Origin of the sequence: Glaciihabitans sp. UYNi722 (assembly GCF_040549465.1) — a bacterium.
In the GTDB taxonomy this organism is placed as follows: Bacteria; Actinomycetota; Actinomycetes; order Actinomycetales; family Microbacteriaceae; genus Lacisediminihabitans.
In genome coordinates this window covers 81,049-102,342 of sequence record NZ_JBEPTL010000006.1, presented here as the reverse complement: position 1 = coordinate 102,342, position 21,294 = coordinate 81,049, and the positions used below count along the sequence as shown (strand labels likewise).

The following is a 21,294-nucleotide window of genomic DNA, read 5'->3' as shown; positions in this document are numbered from 1 at the left end:
ATAGGCTCGGCTCATGAGCGGTTCACTCAACATCACCTCGGCCACTGTCGATCCGGCGTTGCTCGACCTGCCGTGGAACCTCCCACTGGACGTCTGGCCCGACAGCGTGATTGCCGCGCTGCCCAAGGGAATCTCCCGCCACCTCGTGCGCTTTGTGAACCTGAGCGGCTACGTGATCGCGATCAAAGAGACCTCCTCCGAGCTGGCCAGGCGCGAGTACGAGATGCTCCGCACACTGCAGAAGCTCGACGTGCCGTGCGTCGACCCCCTCGCTGTGATCACCAACCGCACGGATGACGAGGGCAACGATCTCGAGTCGGTGCTGGTCACGCGTCACCTCAAGTTCTCGCTCCCCTACCGCGCCCTGTACTCGCAGACGCTTCGCCCCGACACCGCGACCCGGCTGGTGGACGCCCTCGCAGTATTGCTGGTGCGCCTGCACATCATCGGCTTCTTTTGGGGCGATGTGTCGCTCTCGAACACCCTCTTCCGCCGCGACGCCGGGTCTTTCGCCGCCTACCTCGTCGACGCCGAGACCGGCCAGCTCTACGACGGCCTCTCCAACGGCCAGCGCGAGAACGACCTCGAGATCGCTCGCGTCAACATCGCGGGCGAGCTGCTCGACCTCGCCGCCGGTGGTCGTCTCGACGATGAGGCAGATCCCGTCGAGGTGAGCAACGGCATCGTGGCCGCATACCGCAACCTGTGGAAGGAACTCACCGGATCCGAGTCCTTCTCCTCCTCCGAACGCTGGCGCATCAACGAGCGTGTCGAGCGACTCAACGAGTTGGGCTTCGACATCGAGGAACTCGCCATCAAGACGGATGACGCGGGTAGCCAGGTGCGCATCCAGCCCAAGGTGGTCGACGCCGGCCACCACCAGCGACGGCTTCTGCGGCTCACCGGCCTCGACGCCCAGGAGAATCAGGCCCGCCGCCTGCTCAACGACCTCGATTCCTACACAGCGACCTTCAAAAAGAAGGGGCTCGACGAGGAGATGGTGGCCCACGAGTGGCTGGCCCAGGTCTTCGAACCCGTGATCCGCGCCATCCCCAGGGAATTCAAGGGCCGGCTCGAGCCGGCAGAAGTCTTCCACCAGCTGCTCGATCACCGCTGGTATCTCTCGCAGAACGAAAACCGGGACGTACCACTGGCCGAGGCCGTGAGTTCCTACGTCGACAACGTTCTGCGCCACCGCCGTGACGAGGCCACGATCATCGAGCCGCCGACCGGCACCATCACCCTGCCGATCCAGGTCGTCTCCGACGAGAACGACTGGCGCTCCACGGTCTAGAAGAATCGGTCGCTGAGCCGGTCGACGACCGCGAGAGCTACTTCTTTGCGCGCTGCTTCGAGATCTCGTAGAGGGTGACGCTCGCCGCGATGCCCGCGTTGAGCGACTCTGTCGAGGCCGAGATCGGCACGGAGACGATCGCATCACAGGTCTCGGTGACCAGGCGCGACAGTCCCTTGCCTTCGCTGCCCACCACGACGACGAGCGGCTCTTTCGCCCAGGAGAGTTCCGGCAACGGGGTATCTCCCCCGCCATCGAGGCCGAGAACGAATACGCCACGCTCTTTGAATGCCTTGAGCGTCTGGGTGAGGTTCGACGCCATGGCGACCGGCGTGCGGGCTGCCGCACCGGCCGAGGTCTTCCAGGCGGATGCGGTGAGTCCAACCGAACGACGCTGCGGCACGATCACACCCTGGCCACCGAACGCGGCGACCGAACGGATGATCGCACCGAGGTTACGCGGGTCGGTCACACCATCCAGCGCCACCAGCAGCGGCACCTGGCCGCGCGAGACGATCTTCTCGAGCAGGTCGGTCGGATGGGCGTAGTCGTAAGGCGGGACCTTGAGGGCCAGCCCCTGGTGCACGGAGTCGAAGCCGGCGAGGCGGTCAAGCTCCGGGCGCATGACCTCGAGGATCGGCAGGCCACGCTTGGTGGCGATCTGCATGACCTCTTTTACCCGATCGTCGTATTCGATGCGGGTGGCGATGTAGAGCGCCGTCACCGGGATCTTCGCGCGCAACGCCTCGAGTACCGAGTTGCGGCCGGTGACGACCTCGAACTCGTCGGTCTGCTTGGGACGCTGCTGCCCGGCCGGACGCTGCGCCGCGCCGGTGCTCGACGGACGCTTGGCCGCCTGTCGCTGTCCACCGGCGGCCGCGAATCGGTCGTTGGCGGCCTTGCGCTTTCCTGCAGGATGATAGGGGCGGTCCTCGGCCTTCGGCGTGGGCTTCTTACCCTCGAGCGCCTGTCGCCCCTGTCCGCCGGAACCGACCTGCGGTCCCTTGCTCACCTTGCGAACGGCACCGGCACGCGGCTTGTTCGCTCCACTGCTCTTCATTAGTCAAGACTCCAATGTGACCCCGTCGGGGTATCTTCGATCTGGATGCCCGCGGCAGACAGTTCGTCGCGGATGCGATCGGCCGAAGCGAAATCACGCGCCCGGCGGGCCGTGCCCCTGTCTTCGAGGAGTTTCTCCACGAGTGTGGCGAGTGCTGCACTCGCCGGTTCATTTGCGGCAGTCTGCCACTCTACGGCCATCGGGTTGATTCCGAGAACCTCGGTCATCGCGAGCACGCGCCCCTGGATCTCCGCCGCACTCCCAAGGTCCTCGGCATCCAGCGCCGCGTTGCCCGCGCGAACCTGCTCGTGCAGCACGCCGAGCGCCTGCGGAATCGACAGGTCATCATCCATGGCTTCGGCGAATTCGGTCGGGATGATCTCGACTCCCGTACCGCCGAAACGGGTGTCGGAGAGTCGCCGTTCAGCACGATCGAGGAAGACCTGGATGCGGTCGAGGGCCGCCTCCGCCTCGAGGAGCGCGCCGTCGTGGTAGTCGATGGTCGAGCGGTAGTGGGCAGAGCCGAGGTAGTAGCGCACCACAAGCGGATGCGCCTGCTGGAGGAACTCGGCGGCGAAGATGGAGTTGCCGAGCGACTTCGACATCTTCTGGCCGTTGACGTTGACGAGTCCGTTGTGCACCCAGTGGTTCGCGAAGGCGTGCCCTGCGGCGGTGGACTGCGCCAGCTCGTTCTCATGGTGCGGAAAGCGCAGGTCGAGGCCGCCGCCGTGGATGTCGAACTGCGTTCCGAGATACCGTTCCGACATGGCCGAGCACTCGATGTGCCAGCCAGGGCGCCCCTCTCCCCATGGCGAGGGGAAGGCTGCCGACGCAGGCTCCTCCGGCTTGTGGCCCTTCCAGAGGGCGAAGTCGCGGGCATCCCGTTTCCCCCTGGACTGCGCACCCAACGACGGTGCATCCGCAGAGGCCGCCATGTCATCCGGCCGCTGGTTGGTCAGTTCGCCGTAGGACGGCCAGGAAGCCACATCGAAGTAGACGTCGGCCGAACCGTCGTCGGCGACATAGGCGTGACCACGCTCGATGAGCCGCTCGATGAGCCGCTGCATCTGCGGGATGCTGGCGGTCGCGCGCGGCTCGTAGGTGGGCGGCAGGATGCCCAACTGCGTGTACCCGCGCGTGAACTCCAGTTCGTAGCGGTAGGCGAGGGCCCACCATTCTTCTGTCGAAGCGTTCGCTGAGCCTGTCGAAGCGTTCGCCAGGATCTTGTCGTCGATGTCGGTCACGTTGCGCACCAGGGTGACGTTGTAGCCGCGATAGGTCAGCCAGCGCCGCCACTGGTCGTAAACGAGGGCGGAACGCAGGTGGCCGATGTGCGGCGAGCTCTGCACCGTCGGCCCGCAGACGTAGATACCGACTTCGCCGTCGACGAGAGGAACCAGGTCGGCCAGGGCCGAAGTCCTGGAATCGTAGAGGCGCACAGTCACAGGTGACAGCTTAACGACTGCGTTGCAGCAGGGCCGTTGCTATTACGGCCACCCCTTCGCCGGTGCCGGTAAAGCCGAGGCCATCCGATGTCGTCGCAGCGATGCTCACCGGTGCGCCGACGAGACCGCCGAGGTAGCTCTCGATCTCGGTGCGCCTGGCAGCGAGCTTCGGATGATTGGCCACGATCTGCACGGCGACGTTGCCCACCGAGTAGCCGGCGCCGGTCACAAGTTTCACCGTCTCGGTGATGAACACCTCGCCGTGAGCACCGGCGAATCGCGCTTCCGAGGTTCCAAAGCGACCTCCGATATCGCCGAGACCGGCTGCGGAGAGCAGCGCATCGCAGATCGCGTGGCTGACCGCGTCGCCATCGCTGTGACCGGCGAGACCGATCTCGTCCGGCCAGTACAGGCCGCCGAGCCAGAGCGGATTCGAGTGATCGTAGGCGTGCACGTCGATGCCGACGCCGGTGCGGATGCCACTGCCGCCGCCCGCGATCGACTCGGCCCGCCGCAGATCCCACGGGGTGGTGATCTTGAAGGCCCGGGCGTCGCCGGTGATCACGGAGACCGGATGTCCCGCAGCTGCGAACAGCGCGGCATCGTCGGTGTAGTCCTCGGAGGCTGCGGCGTAGGCAGCGACGAGATCGTTGCGCGGGAAGCCCTGCGGGGTTTGCACGGCGACCAACTCTGAACGGTCGATGGTCGCGACGGCGAGGCCGGCATCCATCTTCTTGATGGTGTCGGTGACGGGCAGGGCAGGGATAACGCCCGCCGAGGTCTCGATGACGGCCGCGGACACCGCCTCGAAAAGACCTGCCGGAGCGAAGGCGCGCGCGGCATCGTGCACCAGAACGACCTTGATCGAGGGAGCCAGCGCCTCGATCCCTGCGGCCACCGAGCCCTGCCGGGTCTCCGCACCGGCGACGACCTGGATGCTGTCGATGGCTGCACCAGCCACAGCACGTGAGATGCGGCGGACATCGTCGAGCCGTGCCATCGGTGCGACGACGATCACCTGCACGGCGAAACTCATGGCGAAGATCGAATCGAGCGCATGCTCCAGGATCGGTCTGCCCGACACCGCGACGAGAGCCTTCGGCTCGGACCCGCCGAGCCTGCTGCCGCTTCCGGCAGCAACAACGATGACCGCTACGGTCGTAACGTCGTTGCCGCCACTAGGAGGCAAGAACCTCGTCGAGAACGATGGAAGCCTTCTCTTCGTCGGTCTTCTCGGCCAGGGCGAGTTCTGAAATCAGGATCTGGCGTGCCTTCGCCAGCATGCTCTTCTCGCCAGCCGACAGCCCACGATCCTGGTCACGGCGCCAGAGGTCGCGCACCACTTCTGACACCTTGATGACGTCTCCGGATGCCAGCTTCTCCAGGTTCGCCTTATAGCGGCGCGACCAGTTGGTCGGCTCTTCGGTGAACGGTGCGCGCAGCACCTCGAAGACCTTGTCGAGACCGTCTTCACCGATGACGTCTCGCACGCCGACCAGGTCCACGTTTTCGGCCGGAACCTCGATGACGAGATCGCCCTGCGCCACGTTCAGTTTGAGGTAGAGCTTCTCTTCACCCTTGATAATTCGCGTCTTTACCTCGACGATGGTTGCCGCGCCGTGATGGGGATAAACGACAGTTTCGCCGACTTCGAAAAGCATGGACTGACTCCGTTCACTGGGGATCCAGTTTACCACAGGGCCTCTCAGACAGCCGGGCCGGACAGCCGCGGCCGTCGCGGTCGATAGGCTAAACTGGTAGAAGGTTTCCGCGGGCCCCAGTAGCGATGCGAAGCCGTTTTTTCTTGTTCTGGAGGGTTCTGTGCGAGCACGCATTGCTGCATCCGTTGTTCTTGCGGCGGCGCTGTTGCTGTCCACTACCGGGTGCACGTTCTTCTCGGCGCAGGCCACCCTCAAGCACTACGACCCGAGTGACGGAGTCGGCGCGACTGTCGGCGACATCAAAGTGCGCAACGCCCTCCTGCTGAGCAAGAACGGTGAGCGGGCCAGCTTTCTCGTCAACCTCATCAACGACAGCCAGAACACCGAGACCGTGCTGATCCAGTACGACGGCGCCAACTCGAATGGCGATGCGGGCAAGATCGACACCAGGGTCACTCTCGACGCGGGCGAGGTCAAGACCTTCGGATCGAAAGACACCCGCCAGCTCGTCTTCAACGGCATCGACACCAAGGCCGGTGCGCTGTTCCCAGTCTGGGTGCAGTACGGCAACACGACAGGCAAGCAGCTGCTCGTGCCGGTGCTCGACGGTAGCCAGGCGGAATACAAAGGGTTGCTGCCCTCCCCGAAGCCGAAGCCCGCCGTCACGCCATCGCCGACGCCGACAACGTCGCCGAGCGCCACGACCACCCCGTAACTTCGGCTGGCCGCCGATGGCGAGCGGTCTCAGGCTTCGAAGCGGTACCCCAGACCGCGAACGGTGACCAGCATCGTCGGGTCAGAGGGTGCCTTCTCGATCTTCGAGCGGATGCGCTTGATGTGCACGTCGAGAGTCTTGGTGTCACCGAAATAGTCGGCACCCCACACCCTGTCGATCAGCTGGCCACGGGTGAGCACGCGCCCAGAGTTACGCAGAAGCACCTCGAGCAGCTCGAACTCCTTCAACGGCATCGCCGTCTCTGCACCGCGCACGGCGACGGTGTGACGCTCGACGTCCATGCGCACGTCTCCGGCCTCGAGTACGGCGAGATCCTCATCGTCGTCCTCGACACGACGACGCATCACTGCGCGGATGCGAGCGAGCAGTTCCCGGGTGGAGTAAGGCTTGGTCACGTAGTCGTCGGCCCCCAGTTCGAGGCCAACCACCACATCCACCTCGCTGTCCTTCGCGGTGAGCATGATGATGGGCACCTGGGAGCGGGTGCGGATCTCACGGCACACCTCGGTGCCTGGAATGCCGGGAAGCATCAGGTCGAGCAGCACCAGATCACTACCGTTCTTGCCGAACTCGGCGAGCGCGGTGGGCCCGTCGGCCGCGATGGTGGTCTCGTATCCCTCTCGCCCGAGAAGAAAGGCGAGGGGATCGCTGAGCGATGATTCGTCTTCGACGATCAAAATGCGGGTCACAGTGTGGCCTCCGTCTGGGTTGTCATGAACACTCAGGCTTCCTTCAGTGATGCCTGGGCGGCCTGGGAGGCCTCCGGCAGGCGGATGGTGAACGTTGAACCACTGCCGGGCTGGGACCAGACCCGGATGTCTCCGCCGTGGTTCTGTACCACGTGCTTGACAATGCTGAGGCCGAGACCGGAGCCGCCGGTGTGACGGGAACGGGCAGGGTCGACGCGGAAGAAACGCTCGAACACCCTGTCGCGATCGTCCTCCGGGATACCGACCCCCTGGTCGGTCACCGCAATCTCGACGATGCCATCGGCGTTGGTCACACCGATACCGACTCGCGAGCCCTTGGGCGAGTACTGGATCGCGTTGGCGACGAGGTTGTGCAGCGCGACGCCGAGCAGCGGTTCGTCACCGTAGACCTCGGCTCCCACATCCCCTCCGCTGGCGATCTCCACGCGATTCGAGTCCGCGGCGACCCTGTTCTGGTCGATGGCCATGGCGACCACGTGATCGATGTCGACGACCTCGGGTTTGGTGAGGGCATCCGCGGCCTGCAGCCGGGAGAGTTCGATGATCTCCTGGGTGATGCGGGCGAGACGATCGGCCTCCTTGGTGAGTCGCTTGGCGAAGCGCCGCACCTGGTCTGGCTCGTCGGATGCCGCCTGCAGCGCCTCGGCGAGTAGCCCGACAGCGCCGATCGGGGTCTTGAGTTCGTGGCTGATGTTGGCGACGAAGTCACGTCGCACTTCGTCGAGACGGTAGGACTCCGTGCGATCTTCGGCGAGCAACAGAATGTAACGCACGCCGAGCCTCGCCACGCGCACGAAGAGATAGATGTTGGCATCGCCGAACGGACCACGAGCCAGTTCGAGTTCCTGGGCGACCGGATCACCAGAACGACGGACCTGGTCGACGAGTGCCACGAGTTCCGGATGCACCAGTGCCTGGTTCCAGACGAGGCCGAAGGCCATGGCTCCCGGGCTGGCCTTGACGACGTTGTTCGACGGGTCGAGCACGACCCCAGCGGATTCGAGTGCCTCGATGACCTGGTCGATGCCGTCCGGAACCGCCGTGCTCACAACATCCGCTGCCCGTTTGCCCCGCCGGGCAGACACCGCGAGAACGCCGACGACGCCAGCGCCGGCAACGAAGCCGAAGACCAGCGACAGCGGCACCAGCCAGGCGGAGTCCATAGCGACTAGATTAGTTACATCTCAGGAGTAAACCCGCGCGCAGCGGTAACCTCCGACGGTACTTTGGGAGTTGTTCAGGCGCCCATCACCGACTGTTAACCTGCGGGGAGCAGTGTGGCCTGAACTGTGCGGGCAACACCACCCGCGGCGAAAGGGACGTGAACGATGCGCGAGGTATTCCAGCAGGAACTGGCAGAGGTGCAGGAGCGCCTCGTCGAGATCTCCGGCTTGGTCGCGATCGCGATCGAGAACGCGACCACCGCCTTCAACCAGTCGAATGTCTCGCTCGCCGAGACTGTGATCGACGACGACGCGAAGATCGACGACGCGGCGATCGCACTCGATGAACTGGCCATCGACATCCTCGCCCGACAGCAGCCTGTCGCTCGGGACCTGCGCATCGTCGTGAGCGCACTGCGCATCAGCGCGTCACTCGAGCGGATGGGCGACATGGCCGAGCACATCGCCCAGCTGGCCCGCTACCGCTTCCCCGATAAGGTGGTGCCGAAATCACTGCGCGGAACCTTCTCCGAGCTCGGCCGCCTCGACGTACAGATCGCCAACAAACTCACCGAACTGCTGCGCACAGAGGACGTGCGTCTCGCCGAGGAGATCCGCAACGACGACGACCAGATCGACGCGCTGCACCTCAGCGTCTTCGATAAGGTGCTCGGCGAGACCTGGAAGGGCGCGGCCGTCGACACCGTCGACTCGACCCTTGCCTCCCGCTACCACGAGCGTTTCGCCGACCATGCGGTGTCCATCGCCAAGAAGGTGCAGTACCTCGCTACCGGCGACTGGGTTACGGTCGGCGCCTGAGTTCCCGCGAAACGCCCGCTTTACGATCATCCGCGCACAACTCGCTATACAGATATTCGCGCACAAACGGGGCGATCCGGCCAAAGTGGATCAATGCGGTGACCCGGATGGGCCGGATTGACCCGTTTTCGCGCTACCTCTTGTTGCCCTGCGCGGCCACGGCGGCAGCGCCGGCGGCAGCAGCATCAGGGTCGAGGTATTCGCCGGGTTTCGTCGGCAGGAAGTCGGCGCCCAGCTCGTAGACCAACGGGATGCCGGTAGGGATGTTTAGCTCGGCGATGTCCGCATCCGAGATACCGTCGAGGTGCTTGACCAACGCGCGCAGCGAGTTGCCGTGGGCGGTGACGAGCACGGTCTTGCCCGCGGCGAGGTCGAGCTTGATGTCGGACTCCCAATAGGGCAGCATCCTGTCGATCACGAGTTTGAGGGATTCGGTGCGCGGCAACTCGCCGTCGATGTCGGCGTAGCGCACATCATGGGCCTGCGAGAACTCGCTGTCGTCGTCGAGCGGCGGCGGCGGAACGTCGAAGGAGCGACGCCAGGTCATGAACTGCTCCTGGCCGAATTCCGCGAGGGTCTGCGCCTTATCTTTGCCCTGCAGCGCGCCGTAGTGGCGCTCGTTGAGGCGCCAGCTGCGCTTGACGTCGATCCAGTCGCGGTCGGCGACATCGAGAGCGATGTCGGCGGTGTGGATGGCACGCTTCAGCACGCTCGTGTACTGGATGTCGGGCAGCAGGCCGGATGACGCCAGCAGCTCGCCGGCCCGTCGCGCTTCGGCGCGGCCCTGGTCGCTCAGGTCGACGTCAACCCAGCCGGTGAAGAGGTTTTTCGTGTTCCAGTCGCTGTTGCCGTGGCGCAGCAGGATAAGCCTGTAAGTCATGCTCCAACTCTAGTTAACTGGGGTCATGCCCATCGGCTCGATCACCCGCGGAACAACCGGAACCAACAGGTTGCGCCGTATCGACCGTTGGATCGCGCAGCTTCCGGTGCTCCGCCGCTCCCCTGCACCCCTGGTCGTCGACCTCGGCTACGGCGCTTCGGCGACAACCCCCTTGGAGTTGCACCAACGGCTCAGCCGCGTGCGGCCCGATGTCGAGGTGATCGGCATCGAGATCGATCCGGCGCGAGTGAAGCTGGCGTCAGCATCGGCCAGGCCCGGCGTGAGCTTCCGGCTTGGCGGGTTCGAGGTGCCGTTGCCGCCGGGTCGGCTTGCCACGGTCATCCGTGCTCTCAATGTGCTTCGCCAGTACGACGAGTCGGCAGTGCTCGACGCCTGGAAGCGCATGGTCGCGCGGCTCGAGCCCGGTGGCGTGCTGGTCGAAGGCACCTGCAACGAGGTCGGCCGCGTCGCCAGCTGGGTGGATGTCACGGCAGAAGGCCCGCAAACCCTCACGCTCAGCCTCCGCCTCGCCGACCTCGGCTCGATTGCTGACAAAACAGGGCCGTCCCTGGTGGCGGAACGGCTGCCCAAGTTACTCATCCACCGGAATGTGCCAGGCGAGAAGATCCACGCATTCCTGCTCGACCTCGACCGGCACTGGCAGCTGAACTCCCCGCTCTCGGTCTACGGCCCGTCGCAGCGCTGGATCGCGACCGCGCAGGGCCTCGCGGCGGAAGGCTGGCCGGTGCTCGGCGGCCGCTCACGCTGGAAGCTCGGCGAACTCACCATCGCCTGGCCCGCGATAGCGCCCACCGGATTCGACTGGGGAACCGCCGCTTCGCCGACTTGGTAGTTGTGGCGACTTGAGCGTCGGACGAGGTCGCCACAACCACCAAGTCGGCCACTCGGAGGAGCGCCACTAGCGCTTGACTGCGCCCAATCGAGGCAGGCGCGGCACGTTGGCCGCGGCGCCGGCATCCGGCGGCACGACGATCTCCTGGGCAGCTGGAACAAGGATTCCCTCGGCACGAACAGCGAGTTCAGCGGAGGGGTCGGTGGAGCGCTTGATCACCGCCAGCGCGATCGGTCCGAGCTCGAAGTGCAGGGCAACGGACGTCACGAGACCCACGACCGTGTCGCCGAGAACCACTTCGTCGCCCTGCTTCGGCAGCACGGCATCCGACCCGTCGAGGTGCAGCATGACAAGTCGTCGCGGCGGATGCCCGAGGTTGTGGACCTTGGCTACCGTCTCCTGACCGCGATAGCAGCCCTTGCTGAGATGAACAGCAGACCGCAGCCAGTCCAGCTCGTGCGGGATCGACTTCTCGTCGACCTCCGTGGCAAACCGCGGGCGCCAGGCCTCGATACGCAGAGCCTCGAGCGCCAGGATGCCGGCGAGAGACAGATCGACGCCGGTCAGGTCGTTGCGGGTGATCAGCACCTCGCTGTAAGTCCAACCGGCCGACGGGTGATCGGCAATCTGCGCATACTGGTGGCCACCGGGAACGACGGAGACCCACGGGTCGTGCCAGACCAGCGGAACGCCGTTCGGTGAGGCGACGGGAAGCTCTGGGGAGCCGAGAGTGCCGATCGTCGCGAAATCCTCCGTGCGATCAGCGAGTTCCACGCGCAGCATGAAGCGCATCTTTCCGAGCCAGGCGAAGAGACCGGGGGCCTCATCCCGTTCGACAAGGAGCCAGAGGGTGACACCGTCGTCGACGAGGCGAACCGCGTACTCGAGCCGACCGGTCGGATCGAGCAGCAGTGTCTCGCTCGACTCCCCCGGTGCCAACCCGGCGACGCTCTGGCTGGTGAGCGAATCGATCCAGGTCAGGCGGTCGGCGCCCGTGATGGTGAGCACGGCACGGTGCGAGAGATCCACGATCGCGTCACCGGCGGCCAACGCGCGCTGTTCGGCAAGCGGGTTGCCGTAGTGGGCCGCGACTCCGGCATCGCCGTCGGCTGCTTCGACCGCGCCAGGTCGCGCCAGGAAGTCACTCAAGGCGTGCCAGCCGACCGGATGCATGGGTCGCGAGTTCCTGGCCGAGCGCCGCGATATCCCATGCCCAGAGCAGGTGGTTCTCGACGAGGCCGTAGATGCGTGTGGACGCGGTGTGCTCCTTCGAGGTGACGGAGCGCATCACGGCATCCGTCGCCAGGTCGATGCGGGGACCCTTGACCTGCCCCACGTAGAGTTCGCTGACCCCGCCCGGATGCAGGATCGAGACTTCGATGTCGAAACCGTCCGACGCGTTGCGCAGGGTTTCCACCGAGCGGGCCGTCGTGAAAGGCTGCACGCCGACGCCGGGTAGGAGACCGGGGCCTGGATCGCCGTCGGTCGCGTTGCGACTGAGCCGCCAGTATCCCGTCTCGGTGGCGAGCGGGGTGAGGTTCTCATCCAGCAGCCAGGTGTACGAGGTGTAGTTGAGATGCGGAAGGCCGTCGTGGCTGAAGCTCAGGCGATGGCCGAACTCATAGTTGCGGGTTTCTTCGCTGACCTCGTAATTGACCACGCCGGTGCCTTCCCAGACCCCGATGAGCCAGGAGAGGGGAACGAGCTCGGCCGGAAGGTTGGCGTCAAGCTCGATCATGAGCGCGCCCTGTCATGAGAGACGGCGATCAGCGCTGGCCGCGGAAGAGGTTGTAGACAACCACGACGGAGACATAGGCGATCGCCAGTGTGGCCAACACGAGCAGGCCGATGAAGAACAGTTCCAGACCGAGGTACATGGTTCGATTCTATGCCGAGGTCAGCTGCACAATGCCCAGTGTGAGGGTGGCGATTGCGAGAATGACGACGGAACCTCCGAGGCTCGCCATCATCCGGTTGACGAGTCCCTCTTTACGATCGAGCGAGAGCTGGATGCAGAAGGTAACGATGGCCGCGCCGACGAGCACGATCGGCACCCAGGTGAGATACTGCCCGGTCGGCACGATGACGCCGATGAACACTGCCCCGAGCACGACGAGAATCCACACCGGAACCACGCTGCGGAGGGCCAGACGTTGGGCCGGCTGGTCGATGGTCACCCACCCATCTTGCACCCTCGCGCCGAACAGCCGCTGAAAGTGCCTTTAGACTGTGGTCTGGCACTTGGAGGACCCGTTGGCGCAGCTATTGATCCTGACTTCTGCCGTCGACAGCGACGTCTTACCGGCGCTAGGGCTTCTCAGCCACCGCACTCGACAGATCCCCGCTGAGCCGGCATCCCTCATCACTGCGCCCAGCTGCGATCTGATACTGGTCGATGCACGCACGGATCTGGCCAGCGCGAAGTCCCTCTGCAAGATTCTCAACACCACCGGCGTGAACGTTCCGCTGATGTTGATCCTCACCGAGGGCGGCCTCACTGCCGTGAGCGCGGACTGGGGAATCGACGATGTCATCCTCGAAACGGCTGGACCGGCCGAGGTGGACGCCCGCATCCGCCTGGTCGTCGGACGCCAGGCGCTCGACAAGACCAGCAACAAGATCCACGCCTCAGGCGTCGTCATCGACGAGGCCAGCTATTCGGCCAAGGTGCACGGGCGCCCGCTGGATCTGACCTTCAAAGAATTCGAGCTCCTGCGGTTCCTGGCGACGCATCCGTCCCGTGTGTTCACTCGCGAGCAGTTGCTGAGCGAGGTCTGGGGCTACGACTACTTCGGCGGCACCCGAACCGTCGACGTGCACGTGCGACGCCTGCGCGCCAAGCTCGGCGACCTCGAATCACTGATCGGTACCGTGCGTAACGTCGGCTACCGCTTCAACGTCTACGAAGACGACACCGAACGACTTGCCTCCGTCAACTCCTGACCTGGCGCTCGTGCTGCGCATCGCCGAGGCGGCGCGTGCCGCAGACGGCCAGCCGCCGTTCTCCGACCAGAGTCTCGTCGACCTGCGCACGGGCGCTCGCCAAGCGCTGCTGATCGGGGATGCCGCCGCGGCGATCGTCTCCCCCACCGAAGCAGAGTTGGTCGTGGCTCCAGCCGACCGGCGACACGGTCACGGAACGGCACTGCTCGAACGAATCATTGCCGAGGCCACCGGCGAACTCCGTATCTGGGCCCATGGAGATCACCCGGCCGCCCGTGCCCTGGCGGCCAGCCATCGCCTCGAATCGATGCGGGAGCTGCTGCAGCTGCGCATGCCTGTGCCCGTCGTCGCTCCGATCGCAAGTGATCATTTTCAGCCAGGCAGGGACGAGGATGCCTGGCTGGCCCTGAATGCGAAGGCCTTCGCCTTTCATCCTGAGCAGGGGTCGGTGAGTCGCGCCGACCTCGACGAACTGATGTCGGAGGATTGGTTTCTCAGCGACGACTTCTTGCTGATCCGCGACGGTGCTCGGATGATCGGCTACTGCTGGCTCAAGGTCGAGGTCGCCGGACCCCATCAGCGCAGTGGCGAGTTCTACGTGGTCGGCGTCGACCCCGACCGGCAGAGGCAGGGGCTGGGGCGCCGGCTGATGGATGCCGGCTTCGCGCGGCTTGCGGAACGCGGCATCCGCACCGCCTCGCTGTATGTCGAGGCCGACAACGTCGCCGCAGTGACGCTCTACCGCTCCCTGGGCTTCGTCGACCACTCGGTCGACATCCAGTACGCGCTCACGCGCTGATCTCACGAGCGCTGTCGGATCGGCGCAGCGCTGTCGGATCGGCGCAGCGCTGCCGAAAAAGCAGCAGCGCTGCGCCGATCGGACAGCGCTATGGCTCGAGTCGCGTTTACCCCGCGTTCACATCACTCGCGATACTCACGAAGAGTGAAGTGGGATGATGAGGAGATGGACAGCGAGACCTATCTGAGCGATGCGGGGCTCGCCACCGACAGCCTCGACGACGACTACGACTCGAGTTGGGTGGATGACGGTACGCTCCCGCCCGAGCGTTACCTCGACCGCGAACTGAGCTGGCTGGCCTTCAACACCCGCGTTCTCGAACTCGCCGAGGACCCTGAGTTACCGCTGCTCGAGCGAGCGAACTTCCTCGCGATCTTCGCCAGTAATCTCGACGAGTTCTTCATGGTGCGCATCGCGGGACTCAAGCGCCGCATCCTCACCGGACTTGCCGTACCGACCAATGTCGGCACCGCACCCACCGAGGTGCTCGCGGTGATCCAGGACCGCGCTCACGAACTGCAGGCACGCCATGCCGCGGCCTTCCGCGACCTGGTCAAGCCCGACCTGGACGAGGCGGGCATCCATGTGGAGACCTGGGCGGACCTCGGTCCGGCCGATCGCGAATCACTCGACGAGATCTTCTCCACCCAGATCTTCCCGGTGCTGATGCCGCTTGCGGTGGACCCGGCGCATCCCTTTCCGTACATCTCCGGGCTCTCACTCAACCTGTCTATCCGGGTGCGCAACCCCAGGATCGGCAAGGAGGAGTTCGCCCGTCTCAAGGTTCCGCCGATGCTGCCACGTTTCGTGCTGCTTCCGGATGACGGCAGCGGCCAGCAGCGCTTCATCCCTCTCGAAGACCTCATCTCCAATCACCTCGGCGACCTCTTTCCCGGCATGGAGGTGCTCGATCACCACGAGTTTCGGGTGACCCGCAATGAGGATGTCGAGGTCGAGGAAGACGAGTCGGAGAATCTCATCCAGACTCTCGAGCGCGAATTGCTTCGCCGGCGTTTCGGCCCGCCCATCCGCCTCGAGATCACCGACGACATGGACGACCTCACACTGAGCCTGTTGGTGCGCGAACTCGACATCACCGAGCAGGAGGTCTATCGCCTGCCCGCCCCGCTCGACCTCGGCGGCCTGTTCGAGATGTACAAGATCGACCGCCCACGCCTCAAGTACGGCAAGCATGTTCCGACGACGAGCGTCAGTCTCATGCCAACCGAACCCAATGCGGCACCCGATATCTTCGGTTCAATCGCCAGGCAGGACATCCTGCTCCACCACCCCTACGAGTCCTTCGCCACGAGCGTGCAGGCCTTCCTCGAACAGGCCGCCGCCGACCCGAACGTGCTGGCCATCAAACAGACCCTGTACCGCACCTCCGGCGACAGCCCCATCGTCGAGGCGCTTATTGCGGCAGCCGAAGCGGGCAAGCAGGTGCTGGCTCTCGTGGAAATCAAGGCGCGCTTCGACGAGTCGGCGAACATCAGCTGGGCTCGCAAGCTCGAGAAGGCCGGCGTGCACGTGGTCTACGGGCTGGTGGGGCTGAAGACCCACTGCAAGCTGGCGCTGGTGATCCGCCAGGAGGGGGGAGTGCTCAAGCATTACAGCCACATCGGCACGGGAAACTACAACCCTAAAACCAGCCGTATCTACGAAGATCTCGGACTGCTGACCGCGAGTGGAACCGTCGGCAAAGACCTCACCCGACTGTTCAACGAGCTGTCGGGGTATGCCATCGAGAAGAAATTCAAGCGCCTTCTCGTGGCCCCGCTGCACCTGCGTAAGGGCCTGCTCAAGCGCATCAGGACCGAGGCTGAGAACGCCCAGAACGGACTGCCCTCCGGCATCCGGATCAAGCTCAACTCGATCGTGGATGAGGCGATCATCGATGCCCTCTACCGCGCCAGCGAGGACGGCGTCCCTGTCGAACTCGTCGTACGCGGCATCTGCGTGCTGAAACCCGGCGTCGAAGGGTTGAGCGAGAACATCAGGGTGCGCTCCATCCTCGGCCGCTACCTCGAGCACTCGCGAATCTTCTCCTTCGTGAATAACGGCGACCCGCAGGTCTATATCGGCAGCGCCGACATGATGCACCGCAACCTGGACCGCCGCGTTGAGGCGCTAGTGCGGCTCACCAGCCTCGACCACCTGCGCGAGATCGACGAAATGTTCGACCTCGCCATGTCGGAGGAGACCTCCTCGTGGAAGCTCGACGGTGATGGCGGCTGGACCCGCCACCACCGCGCCGATGATGGTTCACCGCTGCAGGACATGCAGAATGTTCTGATGCGACGGATCAGCCAGAGAAAGCGCGTCGGAGTCAGCCGGTGACGGCCGCAGGACCTTCCGTAGTGCTCGCCGCCGGCGCAGTCTGCTGGCGAATGGTGGACGGTGAGCCCCAGGTGCTGCTCGTGCACCGCGAGGAACGCGCAGACACCTCGCTGCCCAAGGGCAAGGTCGACCCCGGTGAGACGCCCCCGCAGACCGCTGTGCGTGAGATCGCGGAGGAGACCGGGCTCTCGATCACGCTCGGTGCCCCGCTCGGAACCACCGAGTACACGCTGCCTGGTGGCCGAGAGAAGATCGTCTACTACTGGGCGGCGGAGGTGACCGATGACATTGTGGCGGCATCTACCTTCACTCCGAATCGCGAGATCGCCGCTGTCGAATGGCTCTCAGTCACAGCGGCCCGCGCGGCTTTCAGCTATGAACGCGACCAGGATGTGCTCGACCGCTTCGCCGAGCGAGTGAAATCCGGCACCACACGAACCTTCCCGATCATCGCACTGCGCCATGGCAAGGCGGTGCCCCCGGCAAGCTGGGACGGACCGGATGCCACCCGTCCGTTGCTCCATCACGGCCTCGAGCAGTCCCAGAGTGTCGCCCCCGCCGTCGCGGCCTGGGGTCCGAAGAAGCTCCTGAGCAGCCCCGCAACGCGCTGCCTCGCCACTATCGAACCGGTGGCCACCCTCACAGCGCTGCCGGTGAAGCCGTCACCCGGCCTCAGCCAGGATTCCTATGAAGACGGCACGGCGAAAGTGCGCAGCATCGTCGCCAAGCGTCTGAAGAAACAGGAATCCGTGGTGCTGTGCAGCCACGGTCCGGTGCTGCCGGCGATCATCGACGCGATAGCGGATGCCACGAACACTCCGCTCGATGCACCGCTGCGCCGCGCGGCCATGCTGGCGACCTCGGAGTTCACTGTTCTGCATATCTCGATCGATCATCCAGAGAACGGCCTTGTCGCCGTCGAAACCCACGGCCCCGCCGTCGATTAGCCAGCTGTTCGCGTTGCGTTAACGCTCCGTTCACCTGGTGGCGCGACCGTGGTAAACCTCCGCCCATAACGTTTCTTTGAGACCGGCACCGGTCTGTCCGGCAGCGGAGTTGGCTTACATTCCTCGCTCGCCGTGATCACCACCCCCGAAGGGAACACAGTGAAGTTCAGAAATGCAGCAGCAATGGGGGCAATCGCCATCACCGCTGCGATTGCTCTTTCGTCCTGCTCCAGCACCACGGACGCGGGCTCGACCGGCTCTCCCAAGCCTTCCGCAAGCACACCGGCCGTCGACAGCACGCTGACCGGCACGCTCACCGCCGGCGGTTCGAGTGCACAGGCCAACGCCCAGACCGCGTGGACGGCGGCATTCACCGCCCAGGCCAAGGGCGTCACTATCAACTACGACAAGTCCCAGGGCTCTGGTGGTGGCGTGACCAACTGGCTCGCCGGCAGCTACGACTTCGCCGGCTCCGATGCGCCGCTCAAGCCTGCGCAGGCCACGGCAGCAGCGACCACCTGTGGCGCGGATGGCGCGATCAACCTCCCCGTCTATCTCGACGGCGTCGCGATCATCTACAACCTCGACGGCGTCAAGGACCTGAAGCTCTCCTCGGCCACCATCGCCAAGATCTTCAGCCTGAAGATCACCACGTGGAACGACCCGGCGATCGCTGCGGACAACTCCGGCGCGACCCTTCCGGCCACCCCGATCACCACGGTGACCCGTTCCGACGGATCCGGCACCACGCAGAACTTCACCAACTACCTCAGCACCGTTGCCGCAGCTGACTGGACCTACCCGGCCAGCAACGCATGGCCTGTCGCAGGGTCCAGCGCCCAGCAGGGTGGTTCCGGCGTGGTGAACACGGTCAAGGCAGGCGCCGGCACCATCGGATACGCCGACCATAGTGCCATCGGCGCGCTCACCAGCGCATCGATCCAGGTCGGCACCTCGAAGGACTTCGTCGCGTTCAGCGCTAAGGGCGCCTCGGCTGCCTTCTCGGCTTCGGCCGGGTCAGCGGACTCGACCGTCCAGGGTGACCTCGCGCAGAAGCTCGACTACACCAAGATCACGGACAAGTCGGCCTACCCGATCCCGCTGCTCTCCTACCAGATCATCTGCAAGACCTTCAAGTCGGCCGACCAGGCAAAGCTGACGAAGGCCTACGTTGGATTCATCGCCAGCGAGGTCGGCCAGAAGGTCGCCGCCACCAACGCAGGTTCCGCTCCGGTTCCCGCCGCGATGCTGGCTAAGATCCAGACGAGCCTGAAGCTCGTCAAGTAATCGCACCACAGCACCTCGCCTCTCGGCGCTGTGTCACCCGAACGCCGGCCTCTCGAGAAAGAATTCAGTGAGTACCAACGAAACTGTTCGATCCCGTCAGAGCGCTGGTGTCACCACGACCGGTCCCCGCTCCCCTGGTAAGGGAGCGGGGCCGGCCCGTGTTAAGTCCCGGCCGGCCGACCGCATCTTCTTCGGCTTGAGTTTCGGCTCCGCAGCTTTCATCATGGTGATTCTCGCGGCAGTCGCGATCTTCCTCATCGTGAAGTCTCTGCCGGCGATCACCGCCAACTGGGAGACCAACTCGGAGCTCAATTCCGGTCCGACTGCGGGCTTCGCGAGCTTCTGGGCCTACGTCGCACCACTCATTTGGGGCACACTTTTCGTCTCAGCGATCGCACTCGTGGTCGGCGCTCCCGTCGCCATTGGAATCGCCCTCTTCATCTCGCACTATGCACCACGGCGCATCGCAGGCATTCTGGGCTACCTCGTCGACCTGCTGGCCGCCGTGCCGTCCATCGTCTTCGGACTCTGGGGCATCATCGTCATCCGCCCGCTGCTGCTTCCCCTCACCGACTGGCTGAACCACAACCTCGGCTGGATTCCCCTCTTCAGTGGCTCGGCATCAAGCACCGGCTCGACTATCCTCGCCGGATCGATCGTGCTCGCCGTGATGATCCTGCCGATCATCAGCTCCATCTCGCGCGAAATCTTCCTGCAGACCCCCATCCTCCACGAAGAGGCCGCCCTCGCCCTCGGCGCGACGAAGTGGGAGATGATCAAGCTGGCCGTCTTCCCCTACGCACGATCGGGAATCGTGAGCGCCACGCTCCTCGGCCTCGGGCGTGCACTCGGTGAGACCATGGCCATCGCGCTGATCATCTCCCCGTCCATCGGATGGTCGCTGCGCATCCTCACTGAGGGCCAAAACTCGCAGACAATCGCCGCGAACATCGCCCTCAACTTCCCGATCGCGAACACCTTGCAGCGCGACGCTCTCATCGGCACCGGTCTCATGCTGTTCGTGATCTCACTCGCGGTGAACATGGTTGCTCGCTTGATCGTGGTGCGCACCGGCCCGGGGGCAAGCGCCAAGAAGCCGCGCAAGAACCGAGTGCGGTCGAGCGCAGCCGCGGGCAGTGCGCCCGAAGCCGCATCCACCGCGGCTGTGAGCTTTGAGGTGCGCCCCGAAGCAGCGTCTCCGACACCCGAGCACCCAGGAGGTACCCCCGCGTGACCGCAACTCTCGGAGCCAAGACTCGTCGGCCACAGGGCCCCATGGCCAACGGCCTTGTCTCAGGGCAGCTTCCCCGGTTTGTGGAGTTCTATATTCTTGCTGGCGCCCTGGTGCTCAGTGGCGGGTTCTTCGCCTTCATGGGCTTCAACCTCGGCGGCTGGATCTTCATCTCGATCATCGTCTATCTGATCGCACTCGCCACCATCTCGACGCTGGCAGAGAACCGACGCAAGGCCGTCGACAGGATCGTGCGGAGCCTGGTTTCCATCGCCTTCCTGCTCGCCATCGCCCCCCTGATCTCGACGCTCTACACCGTGGTCGCCAAGGGTATCGGAACGCTCAACTGGACTTTCATCAGTCAGACCGGTGGTGCCGTCTTCGACCCGACGACCCTGAAAGTCGCCGTCACGGCCGGCGCGCTGCAGGCCGTCGTCGGAACACTCGAGATCACCGGGATCACGGCCCTGATGTCGATCCCCATCGGCATCCTCACGTCGATCTACCTGGTCGAATACGCGCGGCCCACCCAGTGGATGGCGCGTACCGTCACCTTTCTCGTCGATGTCATGACCGGCATCCCCTCGATCGTCGCCGGCCTCTTCGCGCTGTCGCTCTTCACCCTGATCATCGGACCGAAGGCCTTCAGCGGTTTCTCCGCATCCGTTGCGCTCTCCGTGCTGATGATCCCTATCGTGGTCAGGTCGTGCGAGGAAATGCTCCGGCTCGTGCCTCACGACCTACGTGAGGCATCCTTCGCCCTCGGGGTCTCCCGGTTCTCGACAATCGTCAAGATCGTGCTGCCGACAGCCATCGGCGGAATCATCACCGGCGTGATGCTCGCCATCGCCCGCGTGATCGGCGAGACCGCGCCGATCTTCATCGCGGCGAGCTTCACCGACAATTTCAATGCGAATCCCTTCTTCGGGCCGATGCAGACTCTCCCGGTACTCGCCTACACCGGGTACAAGTTTCCCGGCCAGGACATCGCCGCATCCAATGCCTCATCGTGGGGTGCGGCGCTGCTGCTGGTGCTCATCGTCGTGCTGCTCAACATCATCGCGCGAATCATCGCGAAGTTTTTCGCCCCCAAGGGCGCCTGGTAACCCGGCCGGAACAGACAGGA

General features: G+C 64.7%; 21 protein-coding genes. 11 read left to right on the top strand and 10 right to left on the bottom strand.

Annotation, left to right across the window (positions count from 1 at the left end; all coding sequences use genetic code 11):
• Window positions 1-13: 13 nt before the first annotated feature.
• Window positions 14-1,294 carry a DUF4032 domain-containing protein gene (locus ABIB56_RS06245; protein WP_354568204.1) on the top strand — a complete coding sequence of 427 codons (1,281 nt, stop codon included), beginning with the start codon at window positions 14-16 and terminating at the stop codon, window positions 1,292-1,294.
• A gap of 37 nt (window positions 1,295-1,331) precedes the next feature.
• Here ABIB56_RS06245 and rlmB read toward each other — a convergent pair whose 3' ends face one another.
• The 4 genes from rlmB to ABIB56_RS06225 are packed head-to-tail and all read right to left on the bottom strand — an operon-like array spanning window position 1,332 to window position 5,460.
• Complete coding sequence (rlmB, locus tag ABIB56_RS06240) at window positions 1,332-2,354, bottom strand: 23S rRNA (guanosine(2251)-2'-O)-methyltransferase RlmB (RefSeq protein ID WP_354568203.1); 1,023 nt, start codon at window positions 2,352-2,354, stop codon at window positions 1,332-1,334.
• Window positions 2,354-3,799: a cysteine--tRNA ligase gene (cysS, locus tag ABIB56_RS06235; protein WP_354568202.1), complete on the bottom strand. Its 1,446-nt coding sequence runs from the start codon at window positions 3,797-3,799 to the stop codon at window positions 2,354-2,356. Before cysS ends, rlmB begins: the two co-directional genes overlap by 1 nt.
• A 10-nt stretch (window positions 3,800-3,809) precedes the next feature.
• Window positions 3,810-4,988, bottom strand: coding sequence for a 2-C-methyl-D-erythritol 4-phosphate cytidylyltransferase (ispD, locus tag ABIB56_RS06230; RefSeq protein ID WP_354568201.1), 1,179 nt, complete (start codon window positions 4,986-4,988; stop codon window positions 3,810-3,812).
• Window positions 4,978-5,460, bottom strand: a complete 483-nt coding sequence (locus ABIB56_RS06225) for a CarD family transcriptional regulator (RefSeq protein WP_354568200.1) — start codon at window positions 5,458-5,460, stop codon at window positions 4,978-4,980. Before ABIB56_RS06225 ends, ispD begins: the two co-directional genes overlap by 11 nt.
• Before the next feature lie 160 nt (window positions 5,461-5,620).
• Between ABIB56_RS06225 and ABIB56_RS06220 the strand changes: the two genes are divergently transcribed.
• The gene (locus ABIB56_RS06220; protein ID WP_354568199.1) at window positions 5,621-6,175 is read left to right on the top strand and encodes a hypothetical protein; all 555 of its coding nucleotides are present in this window, start codon (window positions 5,621-5,623) and stop codon (window positions 6,173-6,175) included.
• A gap of 29 nt (window positions 6,176-6,204) precedes the next feature.
• Here the strand turns inward: ABIB56_RS06220 and ABIB56_RS06215 are convergent, their stop codons facing one another.
• Together ABIB56_RS06215 and ABIB56_RS06210 are read right to left on the bottom strand one after the other, a co-directional pair.
• Entirely contained in the window at window positions 6,205-6,885 is a 681-nt protein-coding gene (locus ABIB56_RS06215) for a winged helix-turn-helix domain-containing protein (RefSeq protein ID WP_354568198.1), read from the bottom strand.
• Window positions 6,886-6,917: 32 nt separating this feature from the next.
• A complete protein-coding gene (locus tag ABIB56_RS06210) occupies window positions 6,918-8,069 on the bottom strand; it encodes a sensor histidine kinase (protein WP_354568197.1) in 1,152 nt (383 codons plus the stop codon).
• 165 nt (window positions 8,070-8,234) lie between these two features.
• Here ABIB56_RS06210 and phoU point away from each other — a divergent pair, with 165 nt between their 5' ends.
• Window positions 8,235-8,888 (top strand): phosphate signaling complex protein PhoU, encoded by a 654-nt coding sequence (gene phoU, locus ABIB56_RS06205; RefSeq protein WP_354568196.1) that lies wholly within the window; start codon window positions 8,235-8,237, stop codon window positions 8,886-8,888.
• A gap of 133 nt (window positions 8,889-9,021) precedes the next feature.
• Here the strand turns inward: phoU and ABIB56_RS06200 are convergent, their stop codons facing one another.
• Window positions 9,022-9,768: a phosphoglyceromutase gene (locus tag ABIB56_RS06200; protein WP_354568195.1), complete on the bottom strand. Its 747-nt coding sequence runs from the start codon at window positions 9,766-9,768 to the stop codon at window positions 9,022-9,024.
• Between the two features lie 25 nt (window positions 9,769-9,793).
• On the opposite strand from ABIB56_RS06200, the gene ABIB56_RS06195 reads away from it, so the two are divergent.
• Entirely contained in the window at window positions 9,794-10,621 is an 828-nt protein-coding gene (locus tag ABIB56_RS06195) for a class I SAM-dependent methyltransferase (RefSeq protein WP_354568194.1), read from the top strand.
• A gap of 66 nt (window positions 10,622-10,687) precedes the next feature.
• On the opposite strand, the gene ygfZ is transcribed toward ABIB56_RS06195, so the two are convergent.
• From ygfZ to ABIB56_RS06180, 3 genes are all read right to left on the bottom strand, one after another.
• Window positions 10,688-11,794: a CAF17-like 4Fe-4S cluster assembly/insertion protein YgfZ gene (gene ygfZ / locus ABIB56_RS06190; RefSeq protein WP_354568193.1), complete on the bottom strand. Its 1,107-nt coding sequence runs from the start codon at window positions 11,792-11,794 to the stop codon at window positions 10,688-10,690.
• Window positions 11,763-12,359, bottom strand: a complete 597-nt coding sequence (locus ABIB56_RS06185; protein WP_354568192.1) for a heme-binding beta-barrel domain-containing protein — start codon at window positions 12,357-12,359, stop codon at window positions 11,763-11,765. Before ABIB56_RS06185 ends, ygfZ begins: the two co-directional genes overlap by 32 nt.
• 148 nt (window positions 12,360-12,507) lie before the next feature.
• Window positions 12,508-12,798, bottom strand: coding sequence for a hypothetical protein (locus tag ABIB56_RS06180; RefSeq protein WP_354568191.1), 291 nt, complete (start codon window positions 12,796-12,798; stop codon window positions 12,508-12,510).
• A 76-nt stretch (window positions 12,799-12,874) separates the two neighbouring features.
• On the opposite strand from ABIB56_RS06180, the gene ABIB56_RS06175 reads away from it, so the two are divergent.
• The 7 genes from ABIB56_RS06175 to pstA all read left to right on the top strand — a co-directional run bounded on the left by ABIB56_RS06175 (window position 12,875) and on the right by pstA (window position 21,274).
• Window positions 12,875-13,564, top strand: a complete 690-nt coding sequence (locus tag ABIB56_RS06175) for a response regulator transcription factor (RefSeq protein WP_354568190.1) — start codon at window positions 12,875-12,877, stop codon at window positions 13,562-13,564.
• Window positions 13,545-14,363 carry a mycothiol synthase gene (gene mshD / locus ABIB56_RS06170; RefSeq protein WP_354568189.1) on the top strand — a complete coding sequence of 273 codons (819 nt, stop codon included), beginning with the start codon at window positions 13,545-13,547 and terminating at the stop codon, window positions 14,361-14,363. Before ABIB56_RS06175 ends, mshD begins: the two co-directional genes overlap by 20 nt.
• A 165-nt stretch (window positions 14,364-14,528) precedes the next feature.
• Entirely contained in the window at window positions 14,529-16,703 is a 2,175-nt protein-coding gene (locus ABIB56_RS06165) for an RNA degradosome polyphosphate kinase (RefSeq protein WP_354568290.1), read from the top strand.
• Window positions 16,700-17,650: an NUDIX hydrolase gene (locus tag ABIB56_RS06160; RefSeq protein WP_354568188.1), complete on the top strand. Its 951-nt coding sequence runs from the start codon at window positions 16,700-16,702 to the stop codon at window positions 17,648-17,650. The genes ABIB56_RS06165 and ABIB56_RS06160 overlap by 4 nt, the downstream gene beginning before the upstream one ends.
• A gap of 159 nt (window positions 17,651-17,809) precedes the next feature.
• Entirely contained in the window at window positions 17,810-18,937 is a 1,128-nt protein-coding gene (locus ABIB56_RS06155; RefSeq protein WP_354568187.1) for a phosphate ABC transporter substrate-binding protein PstS, read from the top strand.
• Window positions 18,938-19,004: 67 nt separating this feature from the next.
• Window positions 19,005-20,171 (top strand): phosphate ABC transporter permease subunit PstC, encoded by a 1,167-nt coding sequence (gene pstC, locus ABIB56_RS06150; protein ID WP_502917566.1) that lies wholly within the window; start codon window positions 19,005-19,007, stop codon window positions 20,169-20,171.
• Between the two features lie 41 nt (window positions 20,172-20,212).
• The gene (pstA, locus tag ABIB56_RS06145; protein WP_354568287.1) at window positions 20,213-21,274 is read left to right on the top strand and encodes a phosphate ABC transporter permease PstA; all 1,062 of its coding nucleotides are present in this window, start codon (window positions 20,213-20,215) and stop codon (window positions 21,272-21,274) included.
• Window positions 21,275-21,294 lie beyond the last annotated feature (20 nt).

Excerpts from the sequence above, each read along its gene's own strand:
- phoU (WP_354568196.1), top strand. The coding sequence starts at position 8,235 with ATGCGCGAGGTATTCCAGCAGGAACTGGCAGAGGTGCAGGAGCGCCTC.
- ABIB56_RS06195 (WP_354568194.1), top strand. The coding sequence starts at position 9,794 with ATGCCCATCGGCTCGATCACCCGCGGAACAACCGGAACCAACAGGTTG.
- pstA (WP_354568287.1), top strand. The coding sequence starts at position 20,213 with ATGGCCAACGGCCTTGTCTCAGGGCAGCTTCCCCGGTTTGTGGAGTTC.
- ABIB56_RS06245 (WP_354568204.1), top strand. The coding sequence starts at position 14 with ATGAGCGGTTCACTCAACATCACCTCGGCCACTGTCGATCCGGCGTTG.
- ABIB56_RS06210 (WP_354568197.1), bottom strand. The coding sequence starts at position 8,069 with ATGGACTCCGCCTGGCTGGTGCCGCTGTCGCTGGTCTTCGGCTTCGTT.
- ABIB56_RS06200 (WP_354568195.1), bottom strand. The coding sequence starts at position 9,768 with ATGACTTACAGGCTTATCCTGCTGCGCCACGGCAACAGCGACTGGAAC.
- ABIB56_RS06225 (WP_354568200.1), bottom strand. The coding sequence starts at position 5,460 with ATGCTTTTCGAAGTCGGCGAAACTGTCGTTTATCCCCATCACGGCGCG.
- ABIB56_RS06165 (WP_354568290.1), top strand. The coding sequence starts at position 14,529 with ATGGACAGCGAGACCTATCTGAGCGATGCGGGGCTCGCCACCGACAGC.
- ABIB56_RS06185 (WP_354568192.1), bottom strand. The coding sequence starts at position 12,359 with ATGATCGAGCTTGACGCCAACCTTCCGGCCGAGCTCGTTCCCCTCTCC.
- rlmB (WP_354568203.1), bottom strand. The coding sequence starts at position 2,354 with ATGAAGAGCAGTGGAGCGAACAAGCCGCGTGCCGGTGCCGTTCGCAAG.
- ygfZ (WP_354568193.1), bottom strand. The coding sequence starts at position 11,794 with ATGCATCCGGTCGGCTGGCACGCCTTGAGTGACTTCCTGGCGCGACCT.